General features: G+C 63.0%; 17 protein-coding genes and 2 pseudogenes. 11 read left to right on the forward strand and 8 right to left on the reverse strand.

Going from position 1 to position 19,738, the window contains the following annotated elements; translation table 11 throughout:
• Positions 1-63 precede the first annotated feature (63 nt).
• A complete protein-coding gene (locus JQ575_RS18555; protein ID WP_212034655.1) occupies positions 64-1,299 on the reverse strand; it encodes an MFS transporter in 1,236 nt (411 codons plus the stop codon).
• An 81-nt stretch (positions 1,300-1,380) separates the two neighbouring features.
• Positions 1,381-2,225 (reverse strand): annotated as a pseudogene (locus tag JQ575_RS18560) (CmcJ/NvfI family oxidoreductase).
• Between the two features lie 283 nt (positions 2,226-2,508).
• Between JQ575_RS18560 and JQ575_RS18565 the strand changes: the two are divergent.
• Entirely contained in the window at positions 2,509-3,288 is a 780-nt protein-coding gene (locus JQ575_RS18565; protein ID WP_212034656.1) for an SDR family oxidoreductase, read from the forward strand.
• Positions 3,289-3,430: 142 nt separating this feature from the next.
• On the opposite strand, the gene JQ575_RS18570 is transcribed toward JQ575_RS18565, so the two are convergent.
• Together JQ575_RS18570 and JQ575_RS18575 are read right to left on the reverse strand one after the other, a co-directional pair.
• Positions 3,431-3,730: an HU family DNA-binding protein gene (locus JQ575_RS18570; protein ID WP_192734913.1), complete on the reverse strand. Its 300-nt coding sequence runs from the start codon at positions 3,728-3,730 to the stop codon at positions 3,431-3,433.
• Positions 3,731-3,877: 147 nt separating this feature from the next.
• Positions 3,878-4,021, reverse strand: a complete 144-nt coding sequence (locus tag JQ575_RS18575) for a hypothetical protein (protein ID WP_212034657.1) — start codon at positions 4,019-4,021, stop codon at positions 3,878-3,880.
• 139 nt (positions 4,022-4,160) lie between these two features.
• Between JQ575_RS18575 and JQ575_RS18580 the strand changes: the two are divergent.
• The 4 genes and pseudogenes from JQ575_RS18580 (at position 4,161) to JQ575_RS18595 (ending at position 9,337) form a co-directional block, all read left to right on the forward strand.
• Positions 4,161-5,776, forward strand: a pseudogene (locus JQ575_RS18580) (ABC transporter substrate-binding protein).
• 115 nt (positions 5,777-5,891) lie between these two features.
• On the forward strand, positions 5,892-6,869 hold the full coding sequence (locus tag JQ575_RS18585) for an ABC transporter permease (protein ID WP_192734915.1): 978 nt from the start codon (positions 5,892-5,894) through the stop codon (positions 6,867-6,869).
• Between the two features lie 3 nt (positions 6,870-6,872).
• Complete coding sequence (locus tag JQ575_RS18590) at positions 6,873-7,703, forward strand: ABC transporter permease (RefSeq protein WP_212034658.1); 831 nt, start codon at positions 6,873-6,875, stop codon at positions 7,701-7,703.
• Positions 7,700-9,337, forward strand: a complete 1,638-nt coding sequence (locus JQ575_RS18595) for an ABC transporter ATP-binding protein (RefSeq protein WP_212034659.1) — start codon at positions 7,700-7,702, stop codon at positions 9,335-9,337. Before JQ575_RS18590 ends, JQ575_RS18595 begins: the two co-directional genes overlap by 4 nt.
• A 12-nt stretch (positions 9,338-9,349) precedes the next feature.
• Here the strand turns inward: JQ575_RS18595 and JQ575_RS18600 are convergent, their stop codons facing one another.
• Positions 9,350-10,717: an FAD-binding oxidoreductase gene (locus tag JQ575_RS18600; protein WP_212034660.1), complete on the reverse strand. Its 1,368-nt coding sequence runs from the start codon at positions 10,715-10,717 to the stop codon at positions 9,350-9,352.
• Between the two features lie 72 nt (positions 10,718-10,789).
• Between JQ575_RS18600 and JQ575_RS18605 the strand changes: the two genes are divergently transcribed.
• Both JQ575_RS18605 and JQ575_RS18610 read left to right on the forward strand, forming a co-directional pair.
• Positions 10,790-11,644, forward strand: coding sequence for a VOC family protein (locus tag JQ575_RS18605; protein WP_212034661.1), 855 nt, complete (start codon positions 10,790-10,792; stop codon positions 11,642-11,644).
• Positions 11,645-11,683: 39 nt separating this feature from the next.
• Positions 11,684-12,295 (forward strand): TetR/AcrR family transcriptional regulator C-terminal ligand-binding domain-containing protein, encoded by a 612-nt coding sequence (locus tag JQ575_RS18610; protein WP_212034662.1) that lies wholly within the window; start codon positions 11,684-11,686, stop codon positions 12,293-12,295.
• On the opposite strand, the gene JQ575_RS18615 is transcribed toward JQ575_RS18610, so the two are convergent.
• Both JQ575_RS18615 and JQ575_RS18620 read right to left on the reverse strand, forming a co-directional pair.
• Positions 12,282-13,250, reverse strand: a complete 969-nt coding sequence (locus JQ575_RS18615) for a fatty acid desaturase (protein ID WP_212034663.1) — start codon at positions 13,248-13,250, stop codon at positions 12,282-12,284. The genes JQ575_RS18610 and JQ575_RS18615 overlap by 14 nt on opposite strands.
• A 34-nt stretch (positions 13,251-13,284) precedes the next feature.
• On the reverse strand, positions 13,285-14,304 hold the full coding sequence (locus tag JQ575_RS18620; RefSeq protein WP_212034664.1) for an alpha/beta fold hydrolase: 1,020 nt from the start codon (positions 14,302-14,304) through the stop codon (positions 13,285-13,287).
• Positions 14,305-14,595: 291 nt separating this feature from the next.
• Here JQ575_RS18620 and JQ575_RS18625 point away from each other — a divergent pair, with 291 nt between their 5' ends.
• The 3 genes from JQ575_RS18625 to JQ575_RS18635 are packed head-to-tail and all read left to right on the forward strand — an operon-like array spanning position 14,596 to position 17,674.
• Positions 14,596-15,924 (forward strand): sugar ABC transporter substrate-binding protein, encoded by a 1,329-nt coding sequence (locus JQ575_RS18625; RefSeq protein ID WP_212034665.1) that lies wholly within the window; start codon positions 14,596-14,598, stop codon positions 15,922-15,924.
• A gap of 5 nt (positions 15,925-15,929) precedes the next feature.
• Positions 15,930-16,853, forward strand: a complete 924-nt coding sequence (locus tag JQ575_RS18630; RefSeq protein WP_409364798.1) for a carbohydrate ABC transporter permease — start codon at positions 15,930-15,932, stop codon at positions 16,851-16,853.
• Complete coding sequence (locus JQ575_RS18635) at positions 16,850-17,674, forward strand: carbohydrate ABC transporter permease (RefSeq protein WP_192734924.1); 825 nt, start codon at positions 16,850-16,852, stop codon at positions 17,672-17,674. The genes JQ575_RS18630 and JQ575_RS18635 overlap by 4 nt, the downstream gene beginning before the upstream one ends.
• Here the strand turns inward: JQ575_RS18635 and JQ575_RS18640 are convergent.
• A complete protein-coding gene (locus JQ575_RS18640; protein ID WP_212034667.1) occupies positions 17,661-18,371 on the reverse strand; it encodes a cysteine hydrolase family protein in 711 nt (236 codons plus the stop codon). The genes JQ575_RS18635 and JQ575_RS18640 overlap by 14 nt on opposite strands.
• A gap of 173 nt (positions 18,372-18,544) precedes the next feature.
• Between JQ575_RS18640 and JQ575_RS18645 the strand changes: the two genes are divergently transcribed.
• Positions 18,545-19,558: a formamidase gene (locus JQ575_RS18645; protein WP_212034668.1), complete on the forward strand. Its 1,014-nt coding sequence runs from the start codon at positions 18,545-18,547 to the stop codon at positions 19,556-19,558.
• The last annotated feature ends 180 nt before the right edge of the window (positions 19,559-19,738 follow it).

Here is a 19,738-nt window from a genome sequence, read left to right on the forward strand (position 1 = left end):
TCCGCCAGCGCTAGACTTCAGCCTGATCTTGTAGCCGCTTATGACGAAACCGGAAACGGCCTGCTAGGTATACAGCAAAAACAGCGTTGTCCCGATGATTAGCGCCGCGGCCATGAACAGCAGTACGGCAGGTAGTCCAAGGAACGCCGCGACCACGCCGGTTGCCGATTGCATCAGCGCCGCCCCCAGGAAGAACGCCAGATTGACCGCGGACAGCGCCTTGCCGGTGTTCTGCTCGTCGACGAGTTGCCGCGTCATGCCGAACACCAGCGGCTGGGCCGACATGGCAAAACCGATCAACACGAGCAGGACAATGTCATACTGAGCCGGCATCGCCGCTACGCCGAACAGGACCGAGACCGGAAAATGCGACGCGCCCGCCGCCATCAAGGCGAGCAGCAGCGCCGCCAGGAAATGCGAGGCCGCCAGCACCTCGCGGCGATGGCCAAATCTTCGGTCGAAAATACCGATCAGAGCCGGCCCGATGATCAGCGCCATCGTGAACAGGCCAAGTGCGTTGCCGGCGCCTATCCGGCTGAGCCCCTTGATCTCCATCAGCCACGGCCCGCCCCACAATCCCCGCAGCACCAACACGGCCGCCAGCGAGACCAGCGCAATGGCAATCAGGCCGCGCAGCCGATACGACAGGCCGATGCGCAAGACACTGGCCATCTGCGAGAGCGGCGACGAGCGATCGGCATGCTCAGCCCGCTGGTTCGGCACCAGAGCGTAGACGGCCAGCGCTACCGCCACGCCGAAGGCAGCGGAAATCCAGAACCCTGCCCGCCACCCCCATAATTCGACGACAAAGGCGAGCGGGCTCGACGACAGCAGCATGCCGATATTGCCGATCGACAGGATCAGTCCGGACCACAGGCCGAACCGCCCCGGGGATAATTGCTTTGCGGCCAGCGTCATCGGACACATCAGCATGCCCGAGTTCGCAACCCCGAGCAGGAATTGGCCGAACAGAAAACTCTCCGGCCCCGTTGCCAGGCCGGATGCCAACGCGCCAACGATGGTACCAATCAAGAGACTGAGGGAAGCCGGCCGGACGCCAAAACGGTCCATCGCGGCGCCGGCCGGTATCTGCGATGCGGCGAACGCGAAATGATAGATCGAGGTCAGGCTCGCCAGTACCTGCGGCGACGTTTTGAAATCCGCGGCCATCACGTCGAGGCTGACGGCCGGGATCGTGCGCAGCAGGGTCGACAGCATGTGACCGCAGGCCAGCGCCAGAAGCGCAAAAATCAATGCGCGGATGTTGACATCCGCGTCGTCGGCCTTGCCGCCGTCCATGTTACGTTTCTTCCCGGCCTTGTTGCAGCCGGGGTAACACCGATACGCCGGGAATGCCAACCTCCATTCCCGGCGGGCAGATCAGTGTTTGTGGAACACCAGCGTCCGCAGTTCGATGCTTTCGCGCGGGGGCGCATCAGCCGGCGTCGTCGGATCGATGAAGGCGGTGTGCGGCCCGAATCGCGTGCGGCCGTCTGTGGCGGAATCGTAGCACTTGAGCAGCAGCGCCTCGTCCGCGGTCATCTCCGGAATGTAGTACCAGCGATGGTCGGGGTTGTACTTTACAGAATAGGTTTCGCCTTGCCGGTTCGGATAGATCAGGTCGGAGGCGACGAGATCGCCGGGCGCCACAGTCTGGCCATCCAGCATCGCGAGCGGCGCATCGCGCAGCGGTCCGCGGATCGGCCGCCACAGATTGATCACCTGGACTCGGCCCTTCAGGAGTTCGTCCGCCTCGTCAGGCAGATGTTCGCGTACGCGATTGGCGCCTGATAAATCAGTCTGGTCGACATGGACGCGCGTCGCCGGCTGGCGTGGTCCGGCGCCCCGCACGTCAGTGGCACCCTCCACGCGCTTGCGAACGGTGTGGTCGAATATGAAGACGCGATCCGCTTTCAACGTTGCGCGGAGAAAAGCTTCGGCGGCGGGATAGTAGACGTTCCGCACCTCCTTATCGTCGTAGAAATTCCGGACGCTGGTGGGGTGGCGGACCAGGGCAAAACCCTCGCGGTCCAGCGAGAGGTTACGCGCGATCAAGCGGGCGTCGAAGATCGGAACCTGATGGGATTCGGGCAGCGCCGTCGACCTGGCTCGCCCGGCGGCGGATCGAAGGCGTAGGTGCGGGGCTTTCCGGGGGTTGGCGCGAGGTAGTTGAGTTCGCCGGTGACGAAGGGAAGCGACTCGAGTTTTGCTTGTTGCAGGCCCATGGCATTCTCCTGGACTCTATTGTTGGTTCGATTTGATTTTGGCTGGCCGGCCCTCCCCCACAAGACCGCATTGGAAATAGCAAAATTGCCGTTCCCGCAGGTGCGATACGGGAAAGATCCTTGTCGCGCGCACCGGCTCGGCCGGATGGATATTTCTGCGCTTCACGGGTTCGTTAGCCCGCAAAACGCACGCCTTGCCATGTCCGGGTTGATCTACTCTCCCCGCCCGTCCAGCGTTACAGCACGGAGCGGCCGCAAAGACGCCGTATCCAGGGAGGAATAAATGAACGTCACCATGAAGGGCCGCGTTGCCGCCGTCACCGGCGGCAGCAAGGGCATTGGGCTTGCCGTCGCACGGCGCTTTGCCGAATCCGGCGCCAAGGTCGCGATCCTGGCGCGCGGCGCACAGGACTTGAAGGCCGCGCGCGAGGCACTCGCCAAGGACGGCCTCGAGGTCCGCGACTATGTCTGCGACGTATCGAAGGCGGCGGATATCGCCAAGGCCCATGAGGCGATCGCCGCCGATCTCGGCCCGGTCGACATCCTGGTCAACAATGCCGGCACCTCGCGCGCGATGGCGTTCGAGACCGTGACCGACGAAATGTGGCAGGACGACCTCGATCTGAAACTGTTCGCCGCGATCCGTTTCAGCCGGCTGGTCTGGCCGGGCATGAAGGCCCGCAAATGGGGCCGCATCATCAACGTGCTGAACATCGGCGCCAAGGCCCCGGCTGCCGCGTCAACCCCGACCTCGGTCTCCCGGGCAGCCGGCATGGCACTGACCAAGGCCATGGCGAACGAAGGCGGCCCGCACAACGTCCTGGTCAATGCGATGCTGGTCGGGCTGATCGTGAGCGATCAATGGGTCAAGCGGCACGCCCAGAAGGCGCCGGATACCGATTTCGACGATTTTACCCGCGACCTCGCCAAGGGCGTCCCGCTCGGGCGGATGGGCACGGCGGAGGAATTCGCCAACCTCGCCTGCTTCCTCGCCTCGGAGCAGGGATCATACATCACCGGGACGGCCATCAATGTCGATGGCGGCCGGTCGCCGGTGGTCTAGCGGCACCCCGGCTCTGATGGGCTCAGAACCGGAATCCTGCTTTATTCTGGCGCGTTTCGCTTACACGAACCGCTGACCACTTCGCTCGAAAACACTACGGCCCGAGCAAAAAAGGCCTCCGTCGCCGGAGGCCTTTTCGCTATTACACCGCGTCTTTGGCGGCCTTGACCGGGCGGGCGCGGACAATCTTGCGCGCCGGCTTGGCCTTGAACATCATTTCTTCGCCCGTGAAGGGGTTGGTGCCCTTGCGAGCCTTGGTCGCGGGCTTCTTGACCACGACGAACTTGGCGAAGCCGGGGACGAGGAACACCCCGTTCTTCTTCAGCTCCTTGTGGCCAACGTCAACGAGCGCGTCCATCACGCCCTTGACTTCCTTCTTCGAAACTTCGGTGGACGTCGCGATCTTCTCGATCAGCTGCGACTTAGACATTTGGGTAGCCATGGTTGCTCCATTTGATTCTGGAAGAGGCACGATATGGCGGAAATTGCCTAAAAAAACAGGCTTTTCGACATTCTGCACAACTATATCGCTATTTGACTTGCACTGATTCGCGGGAAATAGGCTAGTTTTTAAGGCTTTGGCGGTGCATTAAACCGGTTGAATGCGGCGAAATGCCTTGCCAGACAGCCTTTTTTGACAATCTCCGCCCACTCCCCGCGCCTGATCGCCCTCATGGCGAGCGATGGTTTTGATGCCGCATAAAGCGGCGGCGATCGCATCGCTGATGCCCATGTCCGGATTTCCGGAAGGATTTTCCGAACCGGGCGGCGATTAGAAAATGACTCCAGTTCCCCTTCCATCGTAGCATCGAGGAGAGCCCGCCGCCGGCTGAACGGCGCACCGCCTGATGTACCCTTCGGAGAGTTTTCGCATGGATTTGACCCGCCTCCAGATCAATCGCCGCACCGCGCTGCTGACATCAGCCGCGATTGCCGCCAATGTCATCAATCCGATGCGGGCCTTCGCGCAGGAAACCCCGAAGAAGGGCGGCGTGTTCAACGTTCATTACGGCGCCGAGCAGCGCCAGCTCAATCCGAGCATTCAGGCGTCCACCGGCGTCTACATCATCAGCGGCAAGATTCAGGAAAATCTGGTTGATCTCGACGCCAGCGGCAAACCCGTCGGCGTACTCGCCGAGAGCTGGGAAGCCTCGCCCGACGGCAAGACCGTCACCTTCAAGCTGCGCAAGGGCGTCATCTGGCACGACGGCAAGCCGTTCACTTCGGCCGACGTCGAATTCACCGCCATGAACATGTGGAAGAAGATCCTCAATTACGGCTCGACGCTGCAGCTGTTTCTCACCGCCGTCGAGACGCCGGACCCGCAGACCGCGATCTTCAAGTACGAGCGGCCGATGCCGCTTAATTTGCTGCTGCGCGCGCTGCCCGACCTCGGCTACATCTCGGCCAAGCATCTTTATGAGAGCGGCGACATCCGCCCGAACCCGACCAATCTCGCGCCAGTTGGCACCGGCCCGTTCAAGTTCGTCAAATACGAGCGCGGGCAATATGTGATCGCCGACCGCAACCCGGACTACTGGCGCCCCAACGCGCCCTATCTCGATCGCATCGTCTGGCGCGTGATCACCGATCGCGCCGCTGCGGCAGCGCAGATGGAGGCCGGCGAACTGCATTACAGCCCGTTCTCGGGCCTGACGATCTCGGACATGGCGCGGCTCGCCAAGGACAAACGCTTCGTCGTTTCGACCAAGGGCAATGAAGGCAACGCGCGCACCAACACGCTCGAGTTCAACTTCCGCCGCAAGGAACTGTCCGACATCAAGGTCCGCCGCGCGATCGCGCACGCGATCAACGTGCCGTTCTTCATCGACAACTTCCTCGGCGACTTCGCCAAGCTCGGCACCGGCCCGATCCCCTCGACCTCGACGGATTTCTATCCCGGACCGAACACGCCGCAATATCCCTACGACAAGGCCAAGGCCGCGGCACTGCTCGACGAGGCCGGCTTCAAGGCGGGCGCTGGCGGCACGCGGTTTTCGCTGAAACTGCTTCCGGCGCCGTGGGGCGAGGACATCTCGCTGTGGTCGACCTTTATCCAGCAATCCTGGGCGAGATCGGCATACCCGTCGAGATCGTGCGCAACGACGGCGGCGGCTTTCTCAAGCAGGTCTATGACGAACACGCCTTCGATCTCGCGACCGGCTGGCATCAGTACCGCAACGACCCTGCGGTCTCGACCACGGTCTGGTATCGCTCCGGCCAGCCCAAGGGCGCGCCCTGGACCAACCAGTGGAACTGGACGGACGCGGCCGTCGACAAGACCATCGACGATGCGGCGACGGAAGTCGATCCCGCCAAGCGCAAGGCGCTTTACGCCCAGTTCGTCAAGGAAGTGAATACCGAGCTGCCGGTCTGGATGCCGATCGAGCAGATTTTCGTCACCGTGATCTCGGCCAAGGCGCGTAACCACTCCAACACCCCGCGCTGGGGCTCGTCGAGCTGGCACGATCTTTGGCTTTCCGCCTGAGGCCATATCAGCACGCCGGTTCTGATTAAATCAGAACCGGCGTTGCTCTTGTTTTGACGCGTTTTCCTTGCGCGAACCGGTGTCCACTTCGCTTGAAAACGCTATAGATAGGTCCATGCGCATCCTGAGCCTTGCGGGGCGGCGGCTCGCCGCCTCGATCCCGACCCTTTTTTTGATCCTGATCGGCGTGTTCCTGCTGCTGCAGTTCGCCCCGGGCGACACCGTCGATGCGATGATGGCGCAGATGGGCGGCGGCGACGCCGCGACCGCGCGCGAGCTGCGCAAATTCTACGGCCTCGACCTCTCGGTCCCGGCCCAGCTCGGCAATTATCTGTGGCGTCTGGTCCGGCTCGATCTCGGCTTTTCCTCGATCTATGGCAAGCCGGTGGCTTCGGTCATCCTGGAGCGGCTGCCGCCGACCATTCTGTTGATGACGGCGTCGCTGTCATTTGCGTTCTTCTTCGGTCTGTTGTTCGGCGTGATCGCGGCGCGTGGCGTCAACCGCTGGCCGGATACGCTGATCTCGACGCTTGGTCTCGTGTTCTACGCTACGCCCTCATTCTGGTTCGGGTTGATGGCGATCGTGGTGTTCTCGGTCTATCTGCAGTGGCTGCCGCCCGGAGGTTTTGAGAATATCGGCACAGTGCAAGTAGGCATCTGGCGCACCATCGACATCGCCCAGCATCTCGTGTTGCCGACGCTGACGCTCGGGCTGATTTTCCTTGCAATCTATCTGCGCATCATGCGCGCCTCGATGCTGGAGGTGCTCAACCTCGATTATGTCCGCACCGCCCGCGCCAAGGGTCTGGACGAAACCCGCGTGGTGACGCGGCACGTGCTGCGCAACGCCCTCCTTCCAATGGTGACGCTGATCGGCCTGCAGGCCGGCACCATGCTGGGGGGATCGGTGGTGGTCGAAAGCGTGTTCTCCTTGCCGGGGCTCGGACGGCTGGCCTACGAGTCGGTCGTGCAGCGCGACCTCAATACGCTGCTGGGAATCGTGTTCGTCTCCGCCCTCCTCGTCATCGTCGTCAACTTCGCCGTCGATCTCCTCTATGCACGGCTTGACCCGCGCATCTCGGCGGAGGGTTGAACGATGGATGCGGTCAAGCGCTATTTCCGCAGTCCCGCCGCGGTCGCAGGCTTGATACTGCTGCTGATCGTGATCGCAATGGCGATCAGCGCCGGCTGGCTCTATCCGCGCGATCCGCTCGCACTCGCCGGCCGGCCCCTGATCTGGCCGTTCTCCAATCCGCGCTTCCTGCTCGGCACCGACAATTCCGGCCGCGATATCGCCGCACAGATTCTCTACGGCGCGCGGATTTCGCTGCTGATCGGCGGCGTCGCCACGGCGATTGCGATTTTGATCGGCATTTTCGTCGGCGCTTTCGCCGGCTATTATGGCGGCTGGGTCGATACCGTGCTGATGCGGATCACCGAGGCCTTCCAGACCTTGCCGAATTTCGTGCTGCTGCTGGTTCTGGTCGCCGTGTTCGGCTCGACCCTGACCACCGTCACCATCGCGGTCGGCGTGGTGTCGTGGCCGGCACCGGCCAGGCTCACCCGCGCCGAATTCCTGTCGCTGCGCAACCGCGAATTCGTCCAGGCCGGCCGCACGCTCGGCATGAAGGACATTCAGCTGATCCTTGGCGAAATCCTGCCCAACGCGCTGCCGCCGGTCATTGTCTACGCCAGCGTGGTGATGGCGGTCGCGATCCTGCTCGAAAGCGCGCTGGCATTCCTGCGCCTGTCCGATCCCAACGTGGCGTCCTGGGGCAACCTGATCGGCCTCGGCCGCGATGTGCTGCGGGTGCAGTGGTATGTTTCGGCGATCCCCGGCATCGCGATCCTGGTCACGGTGCTCGCTGTGTCGCTGGTCGGCCAGGGCCTCAACGATGCGCTCAATCCGAGGCTGAAGAGCCGATGAGCGAGCCGCCGAACACCGTCCTCTCGATCGAACACCTCGGCGTCCGCCTGCCGGCGGGCGCGGACCGGCGGCACGCATTGTCGGACGTGTCGCTGTCGATCGCATCGGATGAAATCCTCTGCGTGGTCGGCGAATCCGGCTCTGGCAAGTCGATGATGGCCAACGCCATCATGCGCCTGCTGCCCAACGACGTGACGATCGACGCCGGCCGCGTGATGTTCGAGGGCCGCGACCTCGCCTCCGCCACCGTCGCCGAAATGCGCCAGGTGCGCGGCGCCGGCATTGCGATGATCTTCCAGGAGCCGATGACCGCGCTCAATCCACTGCGCACCATCGGCGATCAGATCGCCGAGATGTTTTCGATCCACACCGAACTGTCCAAGGCCGAAATCGCAGCCAAGGTCCTGGCCCTGCTCGCCGACGTGCGGATCCCCGATCCCAAGGTCGCGGCGAAGGCCTATCCGCACGAACTGTCGGGCGGCCAACGGCAGCGCGCGATGATCGCGATGGCGCTTGCGCTCGACCCAAAGCTCCTGATCGCGGATGAACCGACCACCGCGCTCGATGTCACGACGCAGGCCCAGATCCTGAAGCTGATCCGTGACCTGCAGCAGCGACGGAAGGCTGCGGTCTTGTTCATCACCCATGATTTCGGCGTCGTCGCCGAGATCGCCGACCGTGTCGTGGTGATGCAGCACGGCGCGATTGTCGAACAAGGTTCGGCCAGCAACGTGCTGAACGATCCCCAACACGCCTACACGAAACAGCTGATTGCGGCCGTACCGCCGTTGAAGGCACCGCCACCGCGTACACTTTCGATCGAGAACATCCTCACGATCACCGACGTTTCCAAGACCTACCGCACCGGCGGTTTCCTCGGCCGCGGCGCGCGCGTGACGCCCGCGGTCAAGGACGTGTCACTCTCCCTGCCCCGCGGCGCGACGCTCGGCATCGTCGGCGAGTCCGGATCAGGCAAATCGACGCTGGCGCGCTGCATCGTTCGGCTGATCGATCCGGATCAGGGATCGATCCTGCTTGAGGGCAATGACTGGGCGAAGATGTCGCGTGAGAACGTCCGCCGCGAGACCCGTCACATCCAGATGGTGTTCCAGGACCCGTTCGCCTCGCTCAATCCGCGCCGCAAGGCGGCCGAACTGGTGGCGCAGGGACCGATCGTGCACGGCACGCCGCGCGCCAAGGCAATCGCGGATGCGCGGGAATTGTTTGCGCTGGTCGGGCTCGATCCTTCCGCCGGCGATCGGTTTCCGCATGAATTCTCGGGTGGCCAGCGCCAGCGCATTGGCCTTGCGCGGGCGCTCGCGCTCAAGCCGGCCGTGCTGGTCGCGGACGAACCGGTCTCCGCGCTGGACGTCTCGGTGCAGGCCCAGGTGCTGAAGCTGCTCGCCGAATTGCGGCAGCGGCTCGGCCTCTCCATCGTCTTCATCACACATGACCTGAGGGTCGCCGCGCAAACCTGCGATCTCGTCGCCGTGATGAAAGATGGCGCCGTGGTCGAGCAAGGCCTCGCGGGCGAAGTGTTCGGCAACCCGCAGCACCCCTATACGCAAGCGTTGCTGGCTTCGATCCCCGGCGGCGACTTCACGCGCAAGCGCGACGCCCTGATCGTCAGTTAGAATGGTCAGCGGTCACTGCGGCCGGCGCGAGGCGAGCAGACGCTCCGCCCATGGCAGCAACTCAAATCGATTACCCTTCATCAACTCCTGCGCATCGCGCTGCCGGTAGAACACCAGCATCCACGGCGCGAGCTTGCGCAGCAATCCGTGCATCATGAACGGCATGGGATCCGTGAACGGCAACGCCAGTTCGCTCTCCGGCACGCCGCGGACTGCCTTCGCCAGTTCGTTGCCAAGCGGGATCGTCAACGCGACCGCGCGGCCGTTGCAGCCGGTCCAGCCATAGGCATTCGGCCCCAGCCGGTGGATGCGCGGCAAGAAGTCAGCCGTCATCCCGACATAGCCGTTCCAGACATAGTCGAACGAGACCTCGCCGATCTGTGGCCACAGCCGCTGCAAGCGTTCAGTTACGCTCGCTTTGATCCGTTCGACCTTGTTTCCGGGGCCAAGGACGGCGCCGCCGGTGACCAGCCGATTGCGCGCGTCGTAACGAGCAAAATACAGTTCGCCATGGGTATCGGACAGCGCCTGGCGGCCGGCGATGATGGTCTTGCGCACGTTGTCGGACAGCGGCTGCGTCGACGTCTGCCAGGACAGCACCGGCATCACCTCGTGTGCGATATCAGGCACCAGCGATTTCGAGAATTCGCCGCTATAGGCGTTGCTCGCAACCACCAGCGCACGCCCGCTGATCTCGCCCTTTTCGGTCTTCACCACCCAGCGATCGCCGCGGCGCTCGAAACTGATTGCCGGCGAACGGGCGTAGATGCGTGCGCCGAGCCCGAGTACGGTGTGCGCCAATCCGCGCGCCAGCGCCAGCGGATTGATGTGGCCGCCGGTCTTGTTCCAGAAGCCGCCGTACCACGCATCCGACCCGGTCATGTCGCGCGCCTGCTCGCGCGACAGCAGTTCCACCGGCGCGCCGAACTTCGACCATTGCCGCACACGCCGTTCCGCGATCTTGATGCGGCCCGGCGAATGTACCGGCTGCACCCATCCGGCCTGCTCCTGCTCCGCCTCGATCTTGTAACGCCGCGCCACCTCGAACAGCGTGGAGGCGCTGTCGCGCAGCATGCCGACGAAACGCTCGCCGACCGCACCGTGTTTGGCGATGATGTCTTCCGGATCGGGCCGCGACAGCGTCGGAATCACCTGGCCGTTGTTGCGCCCCGACGCGCCCCACCCCGGCTCCGCGGCTTCCACGATCGCGACATCGACGCCGGCCTCGCGCAGATGCAGCGCCGTCGACAGTCCCGTGAAGCCGGCACCGATCACGATCACATCGGCCTGCTGCGTCCCGATCAATTCCGGAAGCTCAGGCCCTGATGGCGTCACTGCTGCCCACAGCGAAGGCGGCCAGCGGACTTCGGCGCTATTCATCGTGATCCTTTCTTGCGGGCGGCAGACCGAATGGTTAGCTTAGTACGCATCATCAGCCCGGGGAAATACAGAGTGGCACTCAAGAACGTCGTCGGAATCGATCACGCCGTGGTCATGGTGAAGGACCTCGACAAATCAGCTGAAAATTACAGGCGGCTCGGCTTCACGGTGTCGCCTCGCGGGACCCACAGCGCGCATATGGGATCGGGCAATTACACCATCATGTTCGACCCTGACTATATGGAATTGCTCGGTGTGCTGACGCCGACAGAACATAATGCTCCGGCGCGGGCGTTTCTGGAGAAGCGCGGCGAGGGTATCGAGCGCATCGCCTTCACCGCGGTGGATTCCGCCGACGGCGCCGAAGAGATTCGCGCGCGCGGCTATCCGCCGGTTGGACCGACCGATTTCGAACGACCGGTGACGATGCCGGACGGCACCATTTCGGCGGCAAAATTCCGAACGTTCCAGTGGCCGACCGCGGAAGCGCCGGGCGGCGTGCGCATCTTCGCCTGCCAGCACAAGACGCGCGAGACGGTGTGGATTCCCGAACTGATGAAGCACGCCAATGGCGCCAAGCGCCTGCGGCAGGTGCTGATCGTTTCGCCGGAACCCGCCAACGACGCCGCGCACATGTCGCGCATGATCGATCGCGACGCGAGAACTGAGCAGGACGGCGCCATCGCGTTGCCCTCGGGCTCCGATCGCGCCGATTTCGTGTTCCTGACCAGGGATCAATTGAGCAAGCGATATCCTGAGGTGTCGCTGACCGGCCTGCCCGACCGCGGCGGCGCGGGACTGGTGATTGAGGCCGACGTCGCCGCAGCCGAGAAGGCGCTCGGTGGCACTGGTGTTCACAGCGGTGGCGGCGTGATCGTGCCACCCGCAGCCGGCAACGGCACCCTGCTCGCCTTCGTCAAGGCGTAGCCGGCAGCGCCGATCTTGCGGCAGCGGGAAAGCCGGATCATGGCGAAGGGCAAGAGCGAACCGGACGGCGACACGGCGACAATCCGCCGTGGCCGCCCCCGTTCCGCCGAGACGACCAACGCCATTCTTCAGAGCGCCTACACTCTGATGGCAACCACGGGCCTCGCCGCCACCAGTATCGATGCGGTGGCGCGGGATTCGAACGTTTCGAAGATGACCATCTACAAATGGTGGCCGTCGCGCGAGGCGCTGCTGATCGATGCGTTCCTGCACCATGCTTCCTTGATGCTGCCGCTGCCGAGTACCGGCACGCCGGCAGACCGCCTGAGAAGCCACGTCGCGGCCTACGCGAAAGCGCTGCAGGGAGAGTTTGGCAAGGTGCAGCTCGCTGTGATCTCCGAATGCATTTCGAACACCGGCTCCGCGGAGATTTTCTACGAGCGCTATCTCCGGTATCGAAGGACAGCGCTGGTCGAACTGATTGCGGCCGGCCAGCAGGACGGCAGCGTTGGCGCCGCCGGAACGCCCGAAGACCTCTATGACGCGATCTATGGCAGCCTGTTCTATCGCTACATCTTCGGCATCAAGCCGATCTCGCCCGCGCAAGCCCGCAACCTCGTCGACACGCTGCTGATCATCAAGAGCCGCTGACGCCCTCGACGTGCTTACGCCGCTGGCGGCGGAACCAGGCCCACGTCTCGCGCGTCACGGCCAGATAGCCCTGCCCCCGGAACGCAATCCGGTCGTCGACAATCTGGTTCAATTTCGGCAGCGCATGGAAGGGTATCGACGGGTAGGCATGATGCTCGACGTGATAGGGCATGTTCCATGCAAACCACTTCATCACGGCGCCGGTGTAAGTGGTGCGGGTATTGTCGAAGGCGCTGCGCGTTCGTTCGCATCCGGTGTGTTCCGCGTAGAGGTAGGGCCGCAGGATCAACTGGCCGATCAGCAGCGGAATGATCCAGACCCAGAGCAGAAGCGCGGTATGCAGCGCGAGCGAGATCAGCAACAGCGCGACGTAGCCCGCAAGATAGAGGCGCGCTTCCCGCACGATGATGTGGCGCTTGTTCTCGGGAATCCAGGGCAGCGTGACCTTGCCGGTCAGCGCGTGACGCAGCATCAGCGCCTCACGGCCGGCGATCTGAACAAGACCGCTATAGGCGATCGCCAGTTGCGTGTCCGAGGCTGGCTTGGGGCCGACGATCAATTCCGGATCCTTGTCGGGATCCTGCGTGTAGCGATGATGGTCCCAGTGAAACAGGCAATAATATTCGTAGCGATGCGCGATCATGAAGGCCGACAGATGGCCCACGACAAGATTCAGCGCGCGGCTTCGGAACGCGGTCTTATGGGCGGTCTCGTGCATCGGCATGAACAGGAAGGCCACCAGATAGGCCTGCACGACGATCAGCGGCAAGGCCCACGCCAATCCGTAATTCGACGAGACCAGCCATATCAGGGTCCCGACGATGGCAATTGCGCCGTAATGGCTGACGGTGCGCACGGCGCCTCGAACATCCGATCGTTCCGAGAGTTCGCGGAGCATCGCGGGACTGAGCGGCTTCTCCCGGAGTTTTGGTTCAACTGACGTCACGATGGTCATGGTTGCAAACGCCTCATTGGATGAGTTCTGTTTTTCAACGCTTCAGGAACGCCGATATCTCGGCGTTGATGAATGCGCGATCCGCGGGATAGTTGATCGGATTGCCGGCGCGGTGACCGTGGATCGACGGAATCGGGTGAAGTTCCGCCGACTTCGCATTGACAAGCTTGCCGATCTCGTCCTCATTGTCGCGCACGTCGAAGTAGCGGTCGGTCTGCCCCGGCATCAACAGCACATGCGCCCTGATCGCCGCGAATGCGCGGGTAATGTCGCCGCCAAATTCCGGGCACTGGCTGATGTCGCCACGCTGCCAGATGCCGATCTGCGCGAGCAGATCATTGGCGTCGCGCCGTGCGAAGGCTTCATCCCAGGAGCGCGCCAGATAATCTTCCAGCGAGGTGAATCCTGCCTCGCGCCAGACTTCATCCCGGTAGAAGGCGTGCGACATCGCCCAGCCCGCATAGATGCGCCCCATGGCGCGAAGGCCGGCGGAAGGTTTGGCGATGAAGCGGCCGTCCCTGAAATTGGGGTCCGTAGTCAGCGCCGCCTTCACGCCCTCCAGGAATACGTGATTATAGGGCGAGCACCGCGCGCTGCCGCAGACGATGGCGGCGCGCTCCACCATGTCGGGGTGGCAGGCCGCCCAATGGTAGGCCTGCATGCCGCCCATCGACCAGCCATAGACCAGCGCGATTTTCGAGATGCCGAACTGCTCGACCAGCAACCGGCGCTGAACCGCGACCGCGTCGTGGTAGCTGATCGCGGGAAACGGCGTCACGTCGGTATTGGACGGTGACGAGGACAGGCCGTTGCCGAACAGATTCGGGATGATGATGAAGTAGCGCTCGGGATCGAGGATACCGCCTGGCTGGATCAGCCATTCGGTGTCGAAGTGCTGCGCGCTGAACGACGTCGGATAGACAATCACATTGTCCTTCCGCGCATTCATGCTGCCATAGGTCTTGTAGGCGAGACGCATGGAAGGGAACACGACGTCAGACCGAAGCGGGACGTCGCCCGCCTCGAAGAACTGATAGTCGCCGCTGGTCGTCATGTGCCCGGCTCCGGTGCCTCGACATTAACTGTACTAATAGTACATTATATAGATACGATTGCAAGCCCGCGCTGCGAAGGCGTTGGCCATCGCGGGTAACGCGCGTGCCATTGCAGGAACACGGTTTGACGGTGCGGCCGCAAGCAACGAATTGCTTCAATGCCAACCGCGGCTGATCCGCCGCCTCGCCCCTCGCCCCTTCCACCATAATACCGCACGAAGGGGGCTAGGCAGGCCACGCACGGACGTTACTATCGCCGCAAAACAAGCCGACCCAGGGAGAGAAAAACAATGAAGAATCATCTGATCTCGCGCCGTTCCGTTCTGGCCGGCACCGCCGCCGCAGGCGCGCTGAGCCTGACCGGCTTCCCGGCCCGCGCGGCCGAACCACAGTGGAAAAAATACGCCGGCACCAAGCTTGAGGTGATCCTCGCCAAGGGTCCGCGCGGCGACAATTTTCAAAAGAACATCAAGGAATTTACCGAACTCACCGGCATCCAGGTCGAATCGGAGCAGATCCCCGAACAGCAACAGCGCCAGAAGGCCGTGATCGAACTCGCTTCGGGCAAGCCGAGCTTCGACGTGGTTCATGTCAGCTACCACGTGCAGAAGCGCCAGTTCGAGAAGGCCGGCTGGCTCGCCGACATCTCCGGCTACATGAAGGACCCGAACCTCACCGCGCCCGACCTCGTCGAAAGCGATTTCTCGGCCGGCGGCCTGCAATATGCCAAGAACGACAAGGGGCAGATGCACTCCCTGCCGTGGTCGGTCGACTATTTCATCCTCTATTACAACAAGGAGCTGTTCCAGAAGAAGGGCGTCGCGGTGCCCAAGACCTTCGACGAGATGGTCGCAGCCGCCGAAAAGCTCACCGACGCCAAGGAAGGCACCTTCGGCTTCGTCGGGCGCGGCCTGCGCAACGCCAACATGACGCTGTGGACCAACTTCTTCCTCAACGCCGGCGGCGAATTCCTCGATGCCAAGGGCGGCATCCTGACCGACGGCCCGGAGGCGATCGAAGCCACCAAGCTGTACCAGACGCTGCTGACCAAGGTCGCGCCTCCCGGCGTCGCCGGCTTCAACTGGATGGAGTCGATGGCCTCGTTCACGCAGGGCCGCTCGGCGATGTGGATCGACGGCGTCGGCTGGGCGCCGCCGCTGGAAGACCCGGCCGCCTCGCGCATCGTCGGCAAGGTCGGCTACACCGTGGTGCCCAAGGGATCCAAGGGACAATATTCGGCAACCTATGGCGACGGCATCGGCATCGCGGCCGCCAGCAAGAACAAGGAAGCCGCCTACCTCTTGTGCCAATGGGCGGTCTCGAAGAAGCAAGGCGCGCGATTGCTGCAGGCCGGCGGCGGCGTTCCTTTCCGCAATTCCATCCTCAACGACCCGGAGATCCAGGCCGGCGTCAAGATGCCGAAGGAATGGCTGCAGTCGGTGATCGATTCCGCCAAGATCAGCAAGCTCGGCCTGCCCGTGATCATCCCGGTCGCCGAATTCCGCGATCTCGTCGGCGCAGCCCTGACCTCGACCCTTTCGGGTGCTGATCCGGCAACGGAGTTGAAGAAGGCTCATGAGCAGTTCCGCCCGATTCTGGAGCGCAGCGAAAAAGCGTGAAGGCCATAGCAGAAGTCACTCCGGCCGCGGCTGACGCTGCGCCGGGGCAGGAATGGCGGCCGCCGTCCTACTGGCCGTTCGTGGTGCCGGCGCTGGTCGTCGTGCTCGCCGTGATCGTGTTCCCTTGGGTGTTCACGATCTGGATGAGCATGAACGAGTGGAAGGTCGGCTCGCCGACCACCTTTGTCGGCTTCGCCAATTATGTGCGAATGCCGAACGATCCACGCTTCGTCGAAGCGGTCGGACACACGCTGCTTTACACCGCCTTGTCGGTGCTGTTGCCGCTGATCCTCGGCACCTTTGCGGCCGTGGTCTTTCACGCCAAATTTCCCGGCCGCGGTTTTCTGCGCGGGGTCTTCATCATGCCGATGATGGCGACCCCTGTAGCGATCGCGCTGGTCTGGACCATGATGTTCCACCCGCAGCTCGGCATCCTGAACTATCTGCTGTCGCTGGTCGGCCTGCCGCCGCAATTGTGGGTGTTCCATCCCGGCACCGTGATCCCCTCGCTGGTGCTGGTCGAAACCTGGCAATGGACTCCCCTGGTGATGCTGATCGTGCTCGGCGGCCTCGCCGCGATCCCGACCGAACCCTATGAGAGCGCGCAGATCGACGGCGCCAGCGTCTGGCAGGTGTTCCGCTACATCACCCTGCCGCTGATCACGCCGTTCCTGTTCATCGCCGGCATGATCCGCATGATCGATGCGGTCAAGAGCTTCGACATCATCTTCGCGATCACCCAAGGCGGCCCCGGCTCGGCGTCGGAGACCATCAACCTCTATCTCTACAGCGTCGCCTTCATCTATTACGATCTCGGCTATGGGTCGGCGATCGCGGTGATCTTCTTCCTCTTGATCGTCGCCATGGCGGCGCTGATGCTGCATCTGCGCCAGCGGACCATGTGGACCGAGATCGGGAGTGGCGCATGAGTCTGCGTCAGATCCTCGGCAAGATCGGGCTGTGGTTTGCGATCTTCGTGGTCGTGTCACCCGCGATCCTGTTCTTTCTCTGGATGGCCTCGCTGTCGGTCAAGTTCGAGGTCGACAACGCCGCCTACCCGCCGGTGTTTTTCCCCGAGCGCTTCGCCTGGAAGAACTACGCCGACGTGCTCGCCTCCAACCGCTTCCTGACCTATTTCATCAACAGCCTCGTGGTAACCGGCACCGCGACCGGGCTGGCGATGCTGGTCGGCGTGCCCGCCGGCTACGGCATCGCGCGGATGGCGGCGCATAAATCCGCGATCGTGATCCTGATCGCCCGCATCACGCCGGGATTGTCGTATCTCATCCCGCTGTTCCTGCTGTTCCAGTGGCTCGGATTGCTCGGCACGCTGGTGCCGCAGATCATCATCCATCTCGTGGTCACGGTGCCGATCGTAATCTGGATCATGATCGGCTATTTCGAGACCACGCCGCTGGAGCTCGAGGAAGCCGCCCTGATCGACGGCGCCACGCGCTGGCAGGTGTTCCTGCACGTGGCGCTGCCGATCGCGCGTCCGGGGCTGGCCGTTGCCTTCATTCTCGCGGTGATTTTCTCCTGGAACAATTTCGTGTTCGGCATCGTGCTGGCGGGACGGGAGACGCGGACGCTACCCGTCGCCGTCTACAACATGATTTCGTTCGACCAGTTGAGCTGGGGACCGCTTGCGGCTGCCGCGCTCATCGTGACGTTCCCCGTGCTGTTGCTGACGGTGTTGGCGCAACGGCAGATCGTGGCCGGGTTGACCGCAGGCGCCGTCAAAGGCGGGTAGCTAAGATCTCCGGTGCAAGCGCCTCCAATACTGCGGCTGAGCTGGTGACCCAGCCGAAGATGCCGCCCTGGGCCTTGATCATCTTCAGGCCCATCTCGTGGAATTCGGGAAAATAGGATGCGCAGCCATCGGCCAGCACCACGCAGCGATAGCCGCGGTCGTTGGCCTCGCGCACGGTGGTGTTGACGCAGACTTCGGTGGTGACGCCGCACACCAGCAGATTCTCGATGCCGTATTTTTCCAGCACGTCGCCAAGCTCGGTGGCGTAGAACGCGCCCTTGCCCGGCTTGTCGATCACGATCTCCGAGTCCAGCGGATAGAGTTCGGGAATGATGTCGTGGCCGGCCTCGCCGCGAATGAGAATGCGCCCCATCGGGCCGGGATCGCCGATCCGCAATGACGGCGCGCCGCGTTCCACCTTGGCCGGCGGCGCGTCGGACAGATCGGGCAGATGTCCCTCGCGGGTGTGGATGACCAGCATGCCGGTTTCGCGCGCCGCTGACAGCACCGAAGCGATCGGCTTCACCGCGCGCGCCAACTGCGACACGTCGTTGCCCAGCGTCTCGCCGAAGCCGCCGGGTTCCATGAAGTCGCGCTGCATGTCGATGATCAGAAGCGCGGTCGCCGCCCACTCAAGCGCGATCGGCTCCGGCTCGGCGGCGACCTTGCCAATGGATGGCCCCTTTGAGTTCGTCATGATGCAAGCGCCCGACCCAGAGTAATTTCCGGTGAGATTAAGCAAGGCGCATGCCATTGTACAACTCTTGCGCAAGCCGGGAATGAGTTGGCACGCTTGTTGCAAAATATCGCGGTATCGCAACGTCGAAACGCCGGCGGTCTGCCGCAGCGCCACAAACCTGGGAGGAACACATGAACGGGCTTGGAGGCCTCAACAAATCGCCTGAAGGCGTCGTCATCGGGCTGGTTCAACTGCAATTGCCTGTTGTCGTGACCAGGGCAGACCCCGCGCGCCAGACCGAGCGCATCGTCTACATGGTCGGCAAGGCGCGGCGCAATCTCGGCACCATGGACCTCGTCGTATTTCCGGAATATTCGCTGCACGGGCTGTCGATGGATACCAACCCGGAGATCATGTGCCGGCTCGACGGGCCGGAAGTCGCCGCCTTCAAGCAGGCCTGCATCGACCACAAGATCTGGGGCTGCTTCTCGATCATGGAGTTCAACCCGAACGGCAATCCCTACAATTCCGGCCTGATCATCGATAACAACGGCGAGATCAAACTCTATTACCGGAAATTCCATCCCTGGATTCCGGTCGAGCCGTGGGAGCCCGGCGATATCGGCATTCCCGTGATCGAGGGCCCGAAAGGCGCCAAGCTCGCGCTGATCATCTGTCACGACGGCATGTTCCCGGAGATGGCGCGCGAATGCGCCTACAAGGGCGCGGAGATCATGATCCGCACCGCCGGCTATACCGCGCCGATCCGCGAGAGCTGGCGGTTCACCAATCAGGCCAACTCCTTCCAGAATTTGATGGTCATTGCCAACGTCTGCATGTGCGGCTCCGACGGCTCGTTCGACTCCATGGGCGAAGGCATGATCGTGAATTTCGACGGCAGCATCATCGCCCACGGCACCACCGGTCGCACTGATGAGATCATCACCGCCGAAGTGCGCCCTGACCTGGTGCGCGAGGCGCGCATTCACTGGGGCGTCGAGAACAACATCTACCAGCTCTGGCACCGCGGCTACGTCGCGGTGAAAGGCGGCGCGATGGATTGCCCGTATACGTTCATGCAGGACATGGTAGCGGGCACGTTCCGGCTGCCGTGGGAGGATCAGGTCAAGGTGACGGACGGCACGTCGTGCGGTTTTCCGGCGCCGACACGGATGTTCGGGAAAACGGCGAAGGCTGCAGAGTGATTGCCCACGCCGTCGTCCCGGCGAACGCCGGGACCCATAACCCCGGTCATCTGTTGTTGGAAAAAGCCGTCGACTATCGTGCGCAACAACAACCGCCGCGGCGTATGGGTCGTAAGTCTTGGTGCCTCGATTAAGATGAGGCGATCGAGGCGGGCGTTGCGGGGTTTATGGGAGGTCGTT

It is taken from the genome of Bradyrhizobium sp. JYMT SZCCT0428 (assembly GCF_018131075.1).
GTDB lineage: Bacteria > Pseudomonadota > Alphaproteobacteria > Rhizobiales > Xanthobacteraceae > Bradyrhizobium.

Bases quoted from the DNA above. Each gene is read 5' to 3' on its own strand.
- JQ575_RS18555 (WP_212034655.1), bottom strand. From the start codon at position 1,299: ATGGACGGCGGCAAGGCCGACGACGCGGATGTCAACATCCGCGCATTG.
- JQ575_RS18565 (WP_212034656.1), top strand. From the start codon at position 2,509: ATGAACGTCACCATGAAGGGCCGCGTTGCCGCCGTCACCGGCGGCAGC.
- JQ575_RS18570 (WP_192734913.1), bottom strand. From the start codon at position 3,730: ATGGCTACCCAAATGTCTAAGTCGCAGCTGATCGAGAAGATCGCGACG.
- JQ575_RS18575 (WP_212034657.1), bottom strand. From the start codon at position 4,021: ATGGGCATCAGCGATGCGATCGCCGCCGCTTTATGCGGCATCAAAACC.
- JQ575_RS18585 (WP_192734915.1), top strand. From the start codon at position 5,892: ATGCGCATCCTGAGCCTTGCGGGGCGGCGGCTCGCCGCCTCGATCCCG.
- JQ575_RS18590 (WP_212034658.1), top strand. From the start codon at position 6,873: ATGGATGCGGTCAAGCGCTATTTCCGCAGTCCCGCCGCGGTCGCAGGC.
- JQ575_RS18595 (WP_212034659.1), top strand. From the start codon at position 7,700: ATGAGCGAGCCGCCGAACACCGTCCTCTCGATCGAACACCTCGGCGTC.
- JQ575_RS18600 (WP_212034660.1), bottom strand. From the start codon at position 10,717: ATGAATAGCGCCGAAGTCCGCTGGCCGCCTTCGCTGTGGGCAGCAGTG.
- JQ575_RS18610 (WP_212034662.1), top strand. From the start codon at position 11,684: ATGGCGAAGGGCAAGAGCGAACCGGACGGCGACACGGCGACAATCCGC.
- JQ575_RS18615 (WP_212034663.1), bottom strand. From the start codon at position 13,250: ATGACCATCGTGACGTCAGTTGAACCAAAACTCCGGGAGAAGCCGCTC.
- JQ575_RS18620 (WP_212034664.1), bottom strand. From the start codon at position 14,304: ATGACGACCAGCGGCGACTATCAGTTCTTCGAGGCGGGCGACGTCCCG.
- JQ575_RS18625 (WP_212034665.1), top strand. From the start codon at position 14,596: ATGAAGAATCATCTGATCTCGCGCCGTTCCGTTCTGGCCGGCACCGCC.
- JQ575_RS18635 (WP_192734924.1), top strand. From the start codon at position 16,850: ATGAGTCTGCGTCAGATCCTCGGCAAGATCGGGCTGTGGTTTGCGATC.
- JQ575_RS18640 (WP_212034667.1), bottom strand. From the start codon at position 18,371: ATGACGAACTCAAAGGGGCCATCCATTGGCAAGGTCGCCGCCGAGCCG.
- JQ575_RS18645 (WP_212034668.1), top strand. From the start codon at position 18,545: ATGAACGGGCTTGGAGGCCTCAACAAATCGCCTGAAGGCGTCGTCATC.